This is a genomic window from Streptomyces sp. NPDC005898 (assembly GCF_040629635.1).
Lineage (GTDB): Bacteria > Actinomycetota > Actinomycetes > Streptomycetales > Streptomycetaceae > Streptomyces.
In genome coordinates this window covers 135,813-149,995 of record NZ_JBEXWC010000012.1, presented here as the reverse complement: position 1 = coordinate 149,995, position 14,183 = coordinate 135,813, and the positions used below count along the sequence as shown (strand labels likewise).

The window sequence follows — 14,183 nt, the reverse complement described above, 5'->3', positions numbered from 1 at the left end:
CCTGGCTCGCCCCGGGCCGGCGGGCGATACTCGGGCCATGGACCGTGCAGCCCTGGCCGACTTCCTGCGCCGCCGCCGCGAGGAGCTCCAGCCGCAGGACGTCGGGCTCCCCGCCGGTGCGCGCCGGCGGACCCGGGGCCTGCGACGGGAGGAGGTCGCGTCCCTCGCCCTGATGTCGACCGACTACTACACCCGCCTCGAACAGCGGCGCGGCCCGCAGCCGAGCGAGCAGATGCTGGGGTCGCTGGCCCGGGCGCTGCGGCTGACCGGCGACGAGTGCCGGTACCTGTACCGGGTCGCGGGGCACAACGCGCCGACGACGGCGTCGTCCGCGCCGCATGTCGCGCCGGCGCTGCTGCGGGTCCTCGACCGCCTCGACGACACCCCGGCGCTCATCCTGTCCGAGCTGGGCGAGACGCTCGTACAGAACAGGATGGCCGCTGCGCTGCTGGGCGACGCGTCGGGCTACACGGGAGCCGACCGCAGCATGATCCACCGCTGGTTCACCGACCCCGGGGAGCGGTCGCGCTACCCCGAGGCCGACCGGGACCGGCAGAGCCGGGCGCTGGTCGCGAGCCTGCGCGCCGCGTACGGGCTGCGCGGCCCGCGCTCCCGGGCCGGCGACCTCGCGCGGAGCCTGCGGAAGCTGAGCGCGGAGTTCGCGGAGCTGTGGGACCGGCACGAGGTCGCCCAGCGCTTCGAGGACCACAAGACACTGATCCACCCGGAACTGGGCCCCATCGAACTGGACTGCCAGGCCCTGTTCACCGAGGACCAGTCCCAGACCCTCCTGGTCCTCACGGCCCCACCCCGCACAGAGGCCCACGAAAAGCTGCAACTGCTGGCGGTCCTGGGCCTGGACCGGTTCACGGGGGCGGAGCAGTAGGCCTGACGGCCGCCCCGGGTCTTCCCTCCTTTTTGGCGGAAGGGAGCCCTTTCGTCAGGTACGAGCCATGGACCGGATGACCGTGATCACATGATCTGTGTCCGCTAGATCTTCCAGTACTGCATCAGCGCCAGCGCCGCGCAGCTCGGCCGCTGAAGTCTTCCCCGTGGCTACGGCGACCAGCCGCACACCCGCCTCCAGCCCCGCCGCGACGTCCGCAGGGGTATCACCGAGAAACACCGCGGCCTCGGCCCGAATCGAGGATCGTGCCAGCGCCGCACGCAGCAGCTCGGGGCGCTCCTCCCCATCCTCGCCGTAAGCCCCCTCGTCGAGTCGCATGTAGTCATCAAGGCCGAAGACCGCGAGCTTCACCTCGGCGGCCCCGCGCACATTGCCCGTCACCACGGTCTGCCGCATGCCCTGCTTCGCGAGGCGAGCGAGGACAGCGGCGGCCCCGGGCAACGCGTGCCCGCGCTCGCGCAACTCGGCGGCCCGCCGGACATGTACGCCGCCGAGAGCACTGGCGAAGGACTCGAACAGCTCATCGCTGTAGGGGAGGTCGTGCAGGCGCGCGGTCTCCCGCAGGATGACGCGCTCCGTCGACCCGGTGACGGACGCCTGTTCTCTCAGCTCGACCCCGGTCACCTCCTCGAAGGCCTGGGCCCACAGTTCACGCCCCAGGCCGCCCGTGGCCATCAGCGTATGGTCGATGTCCCACAGCACCAGCTCCGTCACGGCGCCCCCTCTCTCGCTGCATTCCTGTGTCCCCGCGTAGCGGGCACCCTACGCTCAGGCAGAGCGAGCAAGGAGCGGGCGCATGGTGGCGTCAGACCTTCCCATCGGGGACCGGATCAGGCATTACCGCGGAGGGAGACGGCAAGACGCGGTAGCCGGGCTAGTGGGCATTTCTCCCGATTACCTGTCCCAGATCGAGCGCGGTCTGAAGGTTCCGTCGGTGCCCATCTTGTACGCGCTGGCTCAGGAGTTGGGGGTTCCCACCGCTGCCCTGTTGTCGGAGCAGCCGCCGGAAGAGGAAGAGCTGACGGACACGGCGGAGGACGCGGTCGGCCGTGCGCTCCTCGGCTACGGTCCAGCCCTCAGCCGTACGCCCGCCACAGCGGCCGAGCTGAGGGGCCGGGTCGAGGCCGCCTGGCATTCCTGGCAAACCGCAGGGGACCGATTCACCCAAGCGGCCGAGACGCTGCCGGAACTGGTCGCCGATGTGGAGCACGCCGCGCGTGCCGCTCGAACCGGACCCGATCCGGTCGAGGGGCGCAGCACTCTTCGGGCAGCCGCAGACCTGTACTGCCTGCTCCGCTCCTACCTGCGCCGTACCGGCCGCGTCGACCTTGCAACCATCGCGGCAGATCGGGCGATGCGAGCTGCCGAGGACGCCGATGACCCACTGCGCATCGCAGCCGCCCAGTGGAACCTCGGACACGTCCTGCTCGCTGCTGGCCAACCGGCAGAGGCTGAGGAACTCGCGCTGCGGGCGGCAGAAGACGTAGTCGACGCGCGGATGCGAGAGGTCGAGCGAACAGCGATGCGAGGCGCTCTCCAGCTCGTGGCTGTCGTCGGCGCCTCTCGTCGGCGTCGCTGGTGGGAAGCGCGCGAGCGACTCGTCCAGCACGCAGGGCCCGCGGCACGCGCGGTGCCCGACGACAGCAACATCGGGTGGACGGTGTTCGGGCCGACGAACATCGCACTGCACGCTCTGTCCATCGAGATGGAAGCGGGCGAGACCGGCGAGGCGCTTCACACGGCGGATGCCATCGACGTCAGCGGACTACCTTCGCTGGAACGGGAGTTCACCTTCGGCCTGGAGGTGGCGGCCTGCCACAGCCAGCGTCGGGACGATGCGGCCGCGCTGCTGGCCCTCCTCGGGCTGGAGGCCATTGCCCCTGAGGATCTCGCTCGGACGCCGCTCGCTCGGCAGCTGGTGCTGACAGTGATCCGACGGGCACGGGCGATGCACGCCCGGCAGGCGGAGCAGCTGGCAGTGCGTATCGGACTCATGTAGCTGACGAGCTTGTGGTCCACCCGAACTATCAGCTCGGGTGAGCCCGGCAGAGGCCCCTACGGTCACCGGTGTGAGGCAAGCCACCAGACTGTGAGGGCTCCGATGATCGCGCGACAAGACGTGGACCAGATCGCGACATGGCTCGCCTGTGCTCAACAGGCACCCGAGCAGGCCCGGCGTGAATGGGCGGACACCGGCGTGGCCCTGCTCCCGCTCGGTCGGCGGTTCGAGGCCGCGCGCCTGCCCGCGCGGCTCGTCCTCGCGGCGGTGGGCACGTACGACCCGCCGGAGATCACCGAGCGGCTCACCCGGTTCCTCAACGGCCCCGCCTTCTTCGACGGCCGGGCGATGGTCGGCACCTTCGACATCCTGATGCGGACCCATCGGACCGGGCATGTCTGGAAGTACCAGGACGTCGCCCCGCGCCTGGGAGTGGGCAACTATCTCGGCGTCCCGAGGATGGGCCGCACGAAGCCGCCGGGCACTCATTGGGTGGTGCCACCGCGGTTCGAAGGTGACCTGTGTGAGCCCGCCACCGTCGAGGCCCTCATCGGCTTCGGACTCAGCATCACCCAGGAGGCCGATCTGTGAGCGCGCCACCGAGTGGTCGGGTCACCTGGATCTACGGTCCGGAAGCGGCCGCGTACCTGCTGGAGGGGCGTATTCGTGCCCACCAGGCCGACTGCCCCGGTTGCGGCCCCGGGAAGTGCGAGGAGCGGGCCCGCTTGTGTCGCGCCCTGCGCGGCGTGCCGTCGTTGTTGAAGCGCTACGAGCCCAGCGAAGAGGACTGCCGATGACCGAGGCCACACGGTTCTGCTGGCGTTGCGACGCGCCGATCACCAAGGAGTGCCCGGGCACGTCCATGCCGAAGGAGTCCCTTTCGGCAGGTGGGGCGGTCGTCTGGTGGCACATGAAATGCCCTCGGCTGCCCACCTTCGTGCGGCGCACGCCCCGGCAGACGCCCGCCGTGACCCGCCCATCGTCGACCCCTGGGCGGGGCCCGCCCGCTGAGGCTTCAGAAGCGCGTTTTCCGGCCGCCACCTGCGGAAACGCGACGACCGCTTGGACGATATTTGGACGGTGACCTTCGGTAGTGAGGTATAGCGAGGTATAGCGAGGCCGTCTGAGGGTGTAGCCAGAGTGCGCACAACAAAGGCCCAGGACCGGAGACTTGCTCCGTGACCTGGGCCTCAGCCCTGCTGACCTGGTGCCCCCGGCAGGATTCGAACCTGCGACACCCGCTTTAGGAGAGCGGTGCTCTATCCCCTGAGCTACGAAGGCGAGGCATGGTGGCGCGGGTCCCTGGGGAGCGCGTCACCGCCGTCAGTGTAGCGGGTGGTCGTTCGGGGGTGCCGAGGTGAAGGGCGGGGGTGGTTACTCGATGACAAGTTCCACGGGGATGTTGCCGCGCGTGGCCTTGGAGTAGGGGCAGAAGGCGTGGGTCTTCTTGAGGAGCTCCTCGCCGGCGGGGCCCTGGAGGTGGTCGGGGAGTTCCGCGCGCATGATCACGGAGAGGCCGAAGCCGCCGTCCGTGTCCTTGCCGATGCTGACCTCCGCCGTCACCGAGACGTCCGAGACGTCTATCTTCTCCTGGCGCGCGATGTTGCCCATGGCGCTGGCGAAGCAGGCCGCGTAGCCCGCCGCGAAGAGCTGCTCGGGGTTGGTGCCCTTGCCGTTGCCGCCGAGGGCGGTGGGGAAGCCGAGCGGGAGGTCGATCTGGCCGTCGGAGCTGACGGCGCGGCCCTCGCGGCCGTTGGCGGTGGCCACAGCGGTGTACAGCGCGTCCATGATTCTCCTTCTTCCTGCTGGTTTTCGCGGTTCCGTTCCCGGTCACCCGTGGGAACCGAGGTGTTTAGTAGAGCACGCTATTTAGTTGTGTGCAACCTAATTGTGCGTGACTTGGTTGTGTGTAGGTGGGTGGCGGTAGGGTGGGGGGATGGACAACGTCAAGGAGTCCCGCGCGCCGCGCGGTGGCGCGGACCGGGACGAGGACTTTCTACGGCTCGACCAGCAGGTCTGCTTCTCGCTGCACGCCGCCGCCCGCGCATTCAACGGCGTCTATCGGACCGCCCTGAAGGACCTCGGGCTCACCTACCCCCAGTACCTCGTCATGCTCGTCCTCTGGGAGCACGGCGAGCTGCCCGTCAAGAAGATCGGGGAGCGGCTGCGGCTGGACTCCGGGACGCTGTCCCCGCTGCTCAAGCGGCTGGAGGCCGCCGGGTACGTGGAGCGGCAGCGCAGCGTCGAGGACGAGCGGTCCGTCTCGGTGCGGCCCACGGGGCAGGGCGTCGCGCTGCGGGAGAAGGCCCTCGCCGTGCCGCGCACCATCGCCTCGTCCACCGGGCTCTCCCTGGACGAGGTACGCGACCTGCGCTCCCGGCTCAACGCGCTCACCCACGCCCTCGACACGGCCGGCACGGAAGTCGGTACGGAAGCCGGTATGGAAGCCGAAGGGGGAGGGGGTGCGCGTGACTGTGTCCGGTGACCTTGGTGGCGGCGGCGTTCCTCGAAGTGGGCTTGGCGCGGACGTGCACGCCGACGCCGTCGCCCGTGAGACCCGGCGGTTCGCCGCCCTCCTCGAACGGGGTGATCTCTCCGCTCCCGTGCCCGGCTGTCCGGGCTGGACGCTCCTCGATCTCGTCCGGCACACCGGGGGCGTGCAGCGGTGGTTCGCCGCCCTGCTGCGCGCCGGGGTCCAGGAAGCGCCCCGCACTCGGGAGGTCCAACTCGATCTGCCCGAGCGCGAGGACGCGTACGGTGCCTGGCTCGTCGCCGGCGCCGAGCTGGCCGCCCGCGCCTTCGCCGAGGTCGACACCGACGGGCCCATGTGGACCTGGGGCGCCGACCCGCACGCCCGCTTCTGGGTCCGGCGCATGCTGTACGAGACCCTGGTGCACCGCACCGACGCCGAGGCCGCCCTGGGGCTGCCGACCGTGATCGACCCGGTGCTCGCGGCCGACGGCGTGGACGAGTTCCTCGTCAATCTGCCCTACGCCACGCCCTTCGCCCCCGGCGTCGCCCGACTGCGCGGCCGGGACCAAGTCCTCCGGTTCCGCGCCGACGACACCGGTCAGGAGTGGCTCGTACAGCTGCGGAGCGACGGGTTCGGGCTCATCCGCGCCACCGGGCAGGACGCCGACGCCTCCGTGCGCGGGGCCGCCGCCGATCTGCTCCTGCTGCTCTATGGGCGGCTCGGGCGCGACGCGGAGGCCTTCCGGACCGCCGGCGACCCGGAGCTGCTCGACCGGTGGTTCGACAACTCCGCCTTCTGAACGGACTCCGCCTTCTGCGCGCGCCGGGCGGGACCTACGCCTCCCGCGTCAGCAGCGGCACCCACTTCTCCAGCGCCGGCTGCTCCGCCAGGTCCGCGAACGACGCCGTCACGCCGTGGTCGCGGCGCCAGCGGCCCAGCAGGCTCATCAGCCGTACGGAGTCGAGGCCGTAGTCGACGAGGTTCTCGTCCACGGGGATGTCCGCCGGGTCCTCGCCGAGGACGTCGGCCACGTCCGCGCGCAGCTGGTCGAGGGTCAGAGGGGTCGTGGTCACGGTGTCGCTCCTTGCCGTCAGGGCAGTCAGGGTCAGTCAGGGACAGGTAGGGCCACCAGGCCTGTCAGGCCCTCAGGGCCCTCAGAGCCTCAGGGGCCTCAGGGCCCTCAGAGCCTCAGGGGCCTCAGGGGCCTGAGTCTTCAGATCGCGTCGTGGCCGGCGTCGTCGAAGACCCTCGCCGTCGTCGTGACCACCGCGCACCTGCCCGCCGCCCAGCGCAGCGCCATCGCGTGGTCGTCCGCCGAGAAGTCGGCCACCGCGTCGGCCACCACGAACGCCTGGATGTCCTGCATCCACGCGTCGCACGCCGTCATCAGGACGCCGATGTGGGCGTAGACGCCGGTGATGACCAGCTGGTCGCGGCCCTGTTCGCGCAGCCGCTCCAGCAGGTCGGTGCGGACGAAACCGCTGTACTTCCACTTGGTGAGGACCGTCTCGGCGGGCGCCGGGCCGATCTCCGGGGCGAGCGCCGCCGCCTGCTCGTCGTCCGGCAGGCCCGGACCCCAGAAGTCCTGCTGGAGGCCCCGCTGTTCGGGTGTCTGGCCGCCCGGCTGCGCGGTGTGCAGGACCGGCACGCCGAGCCGGTCCGCCGTCCGCTTCAACTCGGCCACGTGCGCGAGCAGTTCCGGCACGGGGGAGGCGTCGCGGTCGTACGCCGACAGGAAGTAGTTCTGCAGGTCGTGCACGAGGAGCACGGCGCGGGCCGGGTCGACGTTCCAGTCGACCCGGTTGGCGGGCAGCTCGTCGGCGGACGGCATCGGGTACGGGGCGATGGCGGGCAGGGCCATGGTGGTGACGTGTTCCGTTCAGGTGTGCGTTGAGGGTGCGCGTTCAGACGTGCATGCAGGCTCGCGGGCCCAGGCGCGCCGGTTCAGGTTTGCGTGGGCTGGGACGCGTCCCCGGGCTGTGGGACGGGTGTCCGCGTGGCGGACGCCGCCGCCCGCAGGTCCTTCTTCGAGATCTTGCCGACGCCCGTCTGCGGGAACGCCTCCACGAACTCGACGCGGTCCGGCACCTTGTACGCCGCGAGGCCCCGTCCGCGTACGAACTTCTTGACCGCCACCGGCTTCAGCGGCTCCGCGCCGGCGCGCAGGATGACGTACGCGCAGGTGCGTTCGCCGAGGTAGGGGTCCGGTTCGGCGACGACGTTGGCGTCGTGCACGGACGGGTGGGCGAGGAGGTGGTTCTCGACCTCCTCGGCCGCTATCTTCTCGCCGCCGCGGTTGATCTGGTCCTTCGCCCGCCCCTCGACGACCAGGTGGCCCGTCCCGGTGAGGCGGACGATGTCGCCGGTGCGGTAGAAGCCGTCCGGGGTGAAGGAGCGGGCGTTGTGCTCGGGCGCCTTCCAGTAGCCGCGGATCGTGTACGGGCCGCGGGTCAGGAGGTGGCCCCTCGCGCCGACGGGCAGGTCGTTGTCCTCGTCGTCGACGATCCGGATCTCGTCGTCGGGGGAGATCGGCCGGCCCTGCGTGGTCACGATCGTCTCGTCCGGGTCGTCCAGACGCGTGTAGTTGACCAGGCCCTCCGCCATGCCGAAGACCTGCTGGAGCGTGCAGCCCAGCGCGGGCCGCACGCGCCGCGCCGCCTCCTCGCTGAACTTGGCGCCGCCCACCAGCAGCACCTCCAGGCTGGACAGGTCGTACGTCGATGAAGGCGCCGCCTCCGTCCAGACCAGGGCGAGCGGCGGGACCAGGCCCGTGATGGTGACGCCCTCGGACTCGATGAGCGGGAAGGCGACCTCGGGGGCGGGCCGCGGGCAGAGCACGACGCGGGCGCCCGCGTACAGCGCGCCGAGCGAACCGGGCGAGGAGAGCGGGAAGTTGTGCGCCGCGGGGAGGGCGACCAGGTACACGGACGACGCGTCGACGCCGCAGAGTTCGTTCGAGCCGCGCAGCGAGTAGATGTAGTCGTCGTGCGTGCGCGGGATCAGCTTCGGGACGCCCGTGGAACCGCCGGAGAGCTGGAGGAAGGCCAGGTCGGAGGGGCCGGGCGGGTCAGGGACGGTGATCGGGTCGCTCATCGGGTCGCTGACCGGGCCGGTGACCGGATCGGTGATCGGGTCGGTGTTCGGGTCGACGGGTACGTCGGACAGGGCCTCGAAGGCGCCCGGGTCGCCGGCGGCCACGAAGACGTGGCGCAGGGTGGGGACGGCGGCCAGGACCTGCGCCGCCAGGTCGCGGTAGTCGAAGCCGCCGTCCTCGGCGGCGATGACGTACGCGGCGGCCTCGGTGAACTCGCAGAAGTAGCGGATCTCCGTCTCGCGGTGCGCGGGCAGCGCGAAGACCGGCAGGGCGCCGATGCGGAACAGGGCGAAGACGGTCTCGAAGAACTCGGCGATGTTGGGGAGTTGGACGACCACCTTGTCGCCCTTGGTGATGCCGCGGGCGAGCAGGCCGGCCGCGAGGCGGTCGGCCCGGCGGTCCAGTTCGCCGTACGTCCAGCGGCGGGACCCGGCCGGGTCCCCGGCGGGGTCCCCCGCGGGGTCGACGATCGCGATCCGGTCGGGGTGCTCGGCCGCGCGCTCGCGCAGCATCCGGCCGAAGGTCTCGCCGCGCCACCAGCCGGCCTCGCGGTAGCGGGCGGCGAACTCCTCGGGCCACGTCGGCGCCTCGGGGGTGCTCACAGCTCGGCTCCCACCGCGTTCAGGAACGTGCGGAACTTCGCGCCCGTCTCCGCGGTCTCCGCCGCGGGGTCCGACGCGGCGACGACGCCCGCGCCCGCGTACAGCCGCAGGGAGCGCTCCTCGGCCTCGGCGCAGCGGATCGTGACGACCCACTCGCCGTCGCCGTTCGCGTCGCCCCAGCCGATCATGCCGGTGAAGAAGCCGCGGTCGAACGGCTCGGTCTCGCGGATCACCTCGCGGGCGGTGGCGGTCGGGGTGCCGCAGACCGCGGGGGTGGGGTGCAGGGCGCAGGCCAGTTCGAGGGCCGAGGCGTCGGGGGCGGCGAGGGTGCCGGTGACCGTGGTGGACAGGTGCCACATGGTGGCGGTGCGGATCAGGGTGGGGCGGGCCGGGACGGTCAGGTCCGTGCAGAACGAGGCGAGCGCCTGGTGCACGGCGTCGACCACGACCGCGTGCTCGTGCAGGTCCTTGGCGGACTCCAGGAGCGCGGCGGCGCGGCGCACGTCCTCGGCGAGGTCGTCGCTGCGGGGCGTCGAACCGGCGAGGGGGTTGGCGACGACCTGGTGGCCGCGGCGCGAGACGAGCAGTTCGGGGCTGGCGCCGATCAGGGTGCGGCCGGGGGCCGTCGGCAGCGCGAAGGTGTAGCCGGAGGGGTCGCGGCGGGCCAGGCGCTGGAGCATCAGGGGGATGTTCAGCGGGGCGGGCGCGGTCAGTTCGAGGGTGCGGGCGAGGACGACCTTGCTGAAGTCGCCGCGCCACATGCGCTCCACGGCGGCGGCCACGCCGGCGCCGTACTCCTCGGGGGCCGGTACCGGGCGGATGTCCCAGTCGGTGGCGTCCGGCGTCTCGGCGGGCAGCGCGATGAGCGGGTCCGCGGTGAGCGGCGGCGCGGTGCGCACGGCCGCGGGGACGGCGAGCGCGGCGGGCGCGGTGTGGTCGAAGGGGACGGCGCCGACGACGTACGGCCTGGCGAGCCCGGCGCGGCGGGCGCCGGCCAGGGTGGCGGCCACGCGGTGCGGCAGGGGTCTGTCGTCGTGCGGCACGTGGGCGTGGACGCCGCCCTCGGAGAGGAGGGTGCGGGTGGGTGTCGCGAGGAAGCGTTCGCCGGGGGTGTAGGCGTCGAGGAGGGCGGTGGCCGCACCCACGGCGGGGTGGGCCTGTTCGGCCGCCGTCGTGACGTGCGTGGCGACTTCGGGTGCCGTCGACACGGGGGCTCCGTTTCTGGGGGCGGGGTACGCCCCGCGGTGGGTCCGGGGAGGGGTGGTTCGTTCGGTACGGGGGGATGCGGGGCAAACGGGTGGGTGGGAGGGTGACATCCGCCGCGCAGCGGCGGTCAAGTCCCCCGCCCCCGCCCCGCCGGGGGACTCACCGCAACGTCGCGCCCCCGTCCACGTACAACTCCTGCAAGGTCACATGCCGGGCCCGCTCCGAGGCGAGGAACAGCACCGCCTCGGCGACGTCCTGGGGCGCGGCGATCCGGCCGAGGGGAATGCCGGTGCGGTACGTCGCGGGGTCGCCGTCGATGACGCTGCGCGGCACGTCCTGGTGCCCCTCGGGCCACAGCGCCCGCTGCATGGCGGTGTCCGTGGACCCGGGCGCGACGACGTTGCACCGCACCCCGCTGCGGGCGATCTCCAGCCCGAGGCACTTGGTGAACATCGTGGCCGCCGCCTTCGACGCGGCGTACGCGGCCATGCCCGTGCGGGGGATCCCGGCCGCGTTGGAGGCGACGGTGACGATGCAGCCGGAGCCGCGCGCCGTCATGTGGGCGGCGGCGGCACGCGAGGTGTGGAAGACGCCGGTGGTGTTGACGGCGAAGGTCTCGGCCCAGTCGGCGTCGGTCAGTTCGGCGACGGGCGCGGTCCGCAGGATGCCCGCGACGTTCACGAGGAGGTCGAGGGCGCCGTGCTCGCGTACGACGTCGTCGACGAGGGCGGTGACGGCGGCGGAGTCGGTGACGTCCATGACGCGCGGCGTGATGGCACCGGCCGTCCCCCGCGTGCCGCCGGCAGTCCCCCACGTGCCGCCGGCCGTCTCCGGTGCGGACGCGACCGTCCCCGGTGCGGAGGTGGCCGTACCCCGTGCGGAGGTGGCCGCCCCCCGTACAGAGGCGACCGTTCCCCGTGCGGAGACGCTCGTCCCCCGCGCGGCGGCGGCCAGTTCGTCGATGCCGTGCGCCGAGCGGTCGGTGGCGACGACGTGCGCGCCCCGGGCCGCGAGGGCGGTGGCGACGGCGGCGCCGATGCCCTGGCCCGCGCCGGTCACCAGAGCCGTGCGCCCGGCGAACTCGCCCTCGGCGGGCGCCCCGTTCGGTATGTGCTCAGGCATGAGTGAGCGACCTCCCCCTACTTTTTAGGTAAGCCTAACCTAACGTATAACCACTGCCCAGAGGTCGCCACCCTGTCGACATAGTTAGGCTAGCCTCACCTTATGCGCACGCCGACAGCGGGCACCACGCCCCGAGCACCCCAACAGCCCGAAAAGCCGGGCGAGTTGGCCGAAAGGGACCGGGAAGCCAACCCCGAAGCGGACACCGGGAGGAACGCCCACGGGTCGTCACCGGAGCGCCCCGCACCCGCCGCCACCCCCACCACGCCACCCCGATCCCGCACCGTCGCCCTCGCAGTCGCCGGATTCACCCTCGCCCTGCTGCTCCTGGTGGCCCTCTCGCTCTGCGTCGGCGCCGGCGAGATCGGACCGGGCGGAGTCCTCGACTACCTCCTGAACCGCGAGGGTGCGCGCGACGACGCCCGCCTCGCCCTCGTCGTCGGCGACCTGCGCATCCCCCGCACCCTGACCGCGCTGCTCGTCGGCGGGGCGCTCGGCGTCGCGGGGTGCCTGCTCCAAGCGGTCACCCGCAACCCGCTCGCCGAGACCGGCCTGCTCGGCGTCAACGCCGGTGCCTCACTGGGCGTCGTCGCGGGCATCGCACTGCTCGGAGTCGATTCCGGTTTCGCCTATCTCGGCTGCGCGTTCGCCGGTGCCGTGGTCGCCAGCGGCCTCGTGCTGCTCATCGCCGGACGCAAGGGCGGCGGCTCTCCCATGCGGCTCGTGCTCGCCGGATCGGCGCTCGGCGCCACCTTCGGCGGTCTCACCAGCGTGATCGTCGTCAACTCCGCGGAGACGTACGACAAGTTCCGCTTCTGGGTGCTCGGGTCCCTCGCGGGCGTCGAGGGCTACGGCGAACTGGGGCGGCTCGCGCCCGTCCTCGCCGCCGGCTTCCTGGTGGCCCTGCTGGTCGCCCGCCCGCTGTCCGCCCTCGCCCTCGGCGACGACCTCGCCCGCGGTCTCGGCCACCGGCCGCCCGTGATCCGTACCGTCGTCGCCGTCGGCGTCACCCTGCTCACGGCCGCCGCCGTCGCGCTCGCCGGACCCATCTCGTTCCTCGGCCTCCTCGCCGGTTTCCTCGCCCGCGCCCTCGCGGGCACCCGGCTGCCGGCCCGGCTGCTCCTCGCGGGCCTCATCGGCGCCTGCGTCCTGACCGTCTCGGACGTCGCCGCCCGCGTGGTCTCCCGCCCGTACGAGGCGCCGGTGTCCGTCATCGTGGCGCTGATCGGCGCGCCCGTACTGATCCTCATCGTCCGCTCCCGGCAGTTCGCCACGATGGGCATGACGGAACCCGCGACGGAGGAGAGCGCCCCTTCCGGGCGGCGCCACCTGACTGGCGCTTTGCGGTTCCTCGGACGGGGCGGGGTCCCGCGGCGCCCCGGGCGGGCCGGCGACCTCCGCCTCGCCGGACGGACCGGTGACTTCCGCCTCCCCGGGCAGGCCGGCGCCCTACGAACTCCCGAACGGACCGGCGACGTCCGCCTCCCCGATCGGCCCGGTGACCTCCGGCGCCCCGATCGGCCGGGCGACCTCCGCCTCCCCGAACGGCGCGGCACCCTGCGAACCCCTGGACAGCCCGGCGACCTGCGAATCCCCGGACGGACCGGCACCATACGGCCCCCAGAGCAACCCGACACCCGCCCGGTGAAGCAGCGCACCCCCCGCCCCCGCCCCGCCGGCACCTACGTCCTGCGGCGCGGCCCCCTCTCCTTCCTCGTCGCCCGCCGCGCCGCCCTCGCCGCGCTGCTGCTCGCCGCGCTCCTCCTGGTCGCCGTCGTGTTCTCCGCGTACGCCGGGCAGAGCGAGATGGGCGTCGGCCGCACCTTCCGGGCCGTCCTCGGCCAGGGGGACCACTTCGACGTACTGCTCGTACAGAAGTTCCGGCTCGGCCGCATCGTCGCCGGGCTCGCCGCGGGCGCCGCGCTCGGCCTCGCCGGGTGCCTCACGCAGACCCTCGCCCGCAACCGCCTCGCCACCCCCGAACTCCTCGGCGTCAACGACGGCGCCACCGCCGCCGTCCTCGTCTCCGTCACCTTCAGCGCCTCCGGGTCCTTCGGCGCCTGGTGGGCGGGCCCGATCGGCGCGCTCGTCGCCGTGGTCGTCGTCACGCTGGTCTCCGGCGGGCTCGGCCAGCGCGGCTACCGGGTGCTCGTCGTCGGCCTCGCCATGTCCGCGCTGGCCTCCGCCGCCACCCAGGTCGTCCTCTCCCGGCGCTCCCTCAACTCCGCCAGCTCGCTGTACGTGTGGACCTCCGGCAGCCTCAACGGCCGTGGCTACTCCGTCGCCGTGCCCGTCCTCATCGGCCTCGCCGTCCTCGTCCCGCTCGCCCTCGCCGTCGCCCGCCACCTCGGCGTCCTGCGCTTCGACGACGCCACCGCCGCCTCGCTCGGCTCCCGTGCCGGGCGCACCCGCCTGATCTGCCTGCTCCTCGCCGTCCCGCTCGCCGGCCTCGCGGTCGGCGTCTGCGGGCCCGTCGGCTTCGTCGCCCTCGCCTCACCCGTCATCGCCTCCCGCCTCGCGGGCCCGCTGCGGGTGCCGCTGGTCGGCTCGATGCTGACCGGCGCGGTGCTCGTGGTCGTCGCGGACACGCTCGGGCGGATCGCCTTCGACGGATCGGAACTGCCGGTCGGCGTCGTCACGACGGTCCTCGGCGGCCCGTTCCTCCTCTGGGTCCTGCTGGGCCGCTCGGCGGCGACGCGCGTATGACGGACGGCACCGGACGCGCGTACGCAGCCACGGACGCGCGTATGACACCCGCTGACGCGCATACGACAGCAGCA

At 72.7% G+C, this 14,183-nt stretch carries 13 protein-coding genes and 1 tRNA gene; 6 read left to right on the top strand and 8 right to left on the bottom strand.

Features of this window, described 5'->3' with window-relative positions:
• Window positions 1-37 precede the first annotated feature (37 nt).
• Window positions 38-886, top strand: coding sequence for a helix-turn-helix transcriptional regulator (locus ABZ385_RS18560; protein WP_358912214.1), 849 nt, complete (start codon window positions 38-40; stop codon window positions 884-886).
• Window positions 887-940: 54 nt separating this feature from the next.
• Here the strand turns inward: ABZ385_RS18560 and ABZ385_RS18555 are convergent, their stop codons facing one another.
• A complete protein-coding gene (locus ABZ385_RS18555) occupies window positions 941-1,621 on the bottom strand; it encodes an HAD family hydrolase (RefSeq protein ID WP_358584866.1) in 681 nt (226 codons plus the stop codon).
• 82 nt (window positions 1,622-1,703) lie between these two features.
• Here ABZ385_RS18555 and ABZ385_RS18550 point away from each other — a divergent pair, with 82 nt between their 5' ends.
• Both ABZ385_RS18550 and ABZ385_RS18545 read left to right on the top strand, forming a co-directional pair.
• Window positions 1,704-2,906: a helix-turn-helix domain-containing protein gene (locus ABZ385_RS18550; protein WP_358697113.1), complete on the top strand. Its 1,203-nt coding sequence runs from the start codon at window positions 1,704-1,706 to the stop codon at window positions 2,904-2,906.
• 102 nt (window positions 2,907-3,008) lie between these two features.
• Window positions 3,009-3,497 carry a hypothetical protein gene (locus tag ABZ385_RS18545; RefSeq protein ID WP_358584870.1) on the top strand — a complete coding sequence of 163 codons (489 nt, stop codon included), beginning with the start codon at window positions 3,009-3,011 and terminating at the stop codon, window positions 3,495-3,497.
• Window positions 3,498-4,111: 614 nt separating this feature from the next.
• Here ABZ385_RS18545 and ABZ385_RS18540 read toward each other — a convergent pair.
• Window positions 4,112-4,187 (bottom strand) — tRNA-Arg (locus ABZ385_RS18540).
• Window positions 4,188-4,280: 93 nt separating this feature from the next.
• Window positions 4,281-4,694, bottom strand: coding sequence for an organic hydroperoxide resistance protein (locus tag ABZ385_RS18535; RefSeq protein ID WP_358584872.1), 414 nt, complete (start codon window positions 4,692-4,694; stop codon window positions 4,281-4,283).
• A 148-nt stretch (window positions 4,695-4,842) separates the two neighbouring features.
• Here ABZ385_RS18535 and ABZ385_RS18530 point away from each other — a divergent pair, with 148 nt between their 5' ends.
• Together ABZ385_RS18530 and ABZ385_RS18525 are read left to right on the top strand one after the other, a co-directional pair.
• Window positions 4,843-5,391 (top strand): MarR family transcriptional regulator, encoded by a 549-nt coding sequence (locus tag ABZ385_RS18530; protein WP_358697116.1) that lies wholly within the window; start codon window positions 4,843-4,845, stop codon window positions 5,389-5,391.
• On the top strand, window positions 5,375-6,178 hold the full coding sequence (locus ABZ385_RS18525) for a maleylpyruvate isomerase family mycothiol-dependent enzyme (RefSeq protein ID WP_358912212.1): 804 nt from the start codon (window positions 5,375-5,377) through the stop codon (window positions 6,176-6,178). The genes ABZ385_RS18530 and ABZ385_RS18525 overlap by 17 nt, the downstream gene beginning before the upstream one ends.
• Before the next feature lie 34 nt (window positions 6,179-6,212).
• Here the strand turns inward: ABZ385_RS18525 and ABZ385_RS18520 are convergent, their stop codons facing one another.
• The 5 genes from ABZ385_RS18520 to dhbA form a co-directional block, all read right to left on the bottom strand.
• Complete coding sequence (locus ABZ385_RS18520) at window positions 6,213-6,452, bottom strand: phosphopantetheine-binding protein (RefSeq protein WP_358697118.1); 240 nt, start codon at window positions 6,450-6,452, stop codon at window positions 6,213-6,215.
• Window positions 6,453-6,592: 140 nt separating this feature from the next.
• Window positions 6,593-7,240 (bottom strand): isochorismatase family protein, encoded by a 648-nt coding sequence (locus ABZ385_RS18515; protein ID WP_358584880.1) that lies wholly within the window; start codon window positions 7,238-7,240, stop codon window positions 6,593-6,595.
• An 83-nt stretch (window positions 7,241-7,323) separates the two neighbouring features.
• Entirely contained in the window at window positions 7,324-9,075 is a 1,752-nt protein-coding gene (locus ABZ385_RS18510) for a (2,3-dihydroxybenzoyl)adenylate synthase (RefSeq protein ID WP_358584882.1), read from the bottom strand.
• Entirely contained in the window at window positions 9,072-10,283 is a 1,212-nt protein-coding gene (gene dhbC / locus ABZ385_RS18505; RefSeq protein ID WP_358912210.1) for an isochorismate synthase DhbC, read from the bottom strand. The genes ABZ385_RS18510 and dhbC overlap by 4 nt, the downstream gene beginning before the upstream one ends.
• A 157-nt stretch (window positions 10,284-10,440) precedes the next feature.
• The gene (gene dhbA, locus ABZ385_RS18500; RefSeq protein ID WP_358912209.1) at window positions 10,441-11,403 is read right to left on the bottom strand and encodes a 2,3-dihydro-2,3-dihydroxybenzoate dehydrogenase; all 963 of its coding nucleotides are present in this window, start codon (window positions 11,401-11,403) and stop codon (window positions 10,441-10,443) included.
• 102 nt (window positions 11,404-11,505) lie between these two features.
• On the opposite strand from dhbA, the gene fhuB reads away from it, so the two are divergent.
• Window positions 11,506-14,109, top strand: coding sequence for a Fe(3+)-hydroxamate ABC transporter permease FhuB (gene fhuB / locus ABZ385_RS18495; RefSeq protein ID WP_358912207.1), 2,604 nt, complete (start codon window positions 11,506-11,508; stop codon window positions 14,107-14,109).
• Window positions 14,110-14,183 lie beyond the last annotated feature (74 nt).

Coding starts and splice junctions, on each gene's coding strand:
- ABZ385_RS18560 (WP_358912214.1), top strand. CDS start 38: ATGGACCGTGCAGCCCTGGCCGACTTCCTGCGCCGCCGCCGCGAGGAG.
- ABZ385_RS18550 (WP_358697113.1), top strand. CDS start 1,704: ATGGTGGCGTCAGACCTTCCCATCGGGGACCGGATCAGGCATTACCGC.
- ABZ385_RS18545 (WP_358584870.1), top strand. CDS start 3,009: ATGATCGCGCGACAAGACGTGGACCAGATCGCGACATGGCTCGCCTGT.
- ABZ385_RS18535 (WP_358584872.1), bottom strand. CDS start 4,694: ATGGACGCGCTGTACACCGCTGTGGCCACCGCCAACGGCCGCGAGGGC.
- ABZ385_RS18530 (WP_358697116.1), top strand. CDS start 4,843: ATGGACAACGTCAAGGAGTCCCGCGCGCCGCGCGGTGGCGCGGACCGG.
- ABZ385_RS18515 (WP_358584880.1), bottom strand. CDS start 7,240: ATGGCCCTGCCCGCCATCGCCCCGTACCCGATGCCGTCCGCCGACGAG.
- dhbA (WP_358912209.1), bottom strand. CDS start 11,403: ATGCCTGAGCACATACCGAACGGGGCGCCCGCCGAGGGCGAGTTCGCC.
- fhuB (WP_358912207.1), top strand. CDS start 11,506: ATGCGCACGCCGACAGCGGGCACCACGCCCCGAGCACCCCAACAGCCC.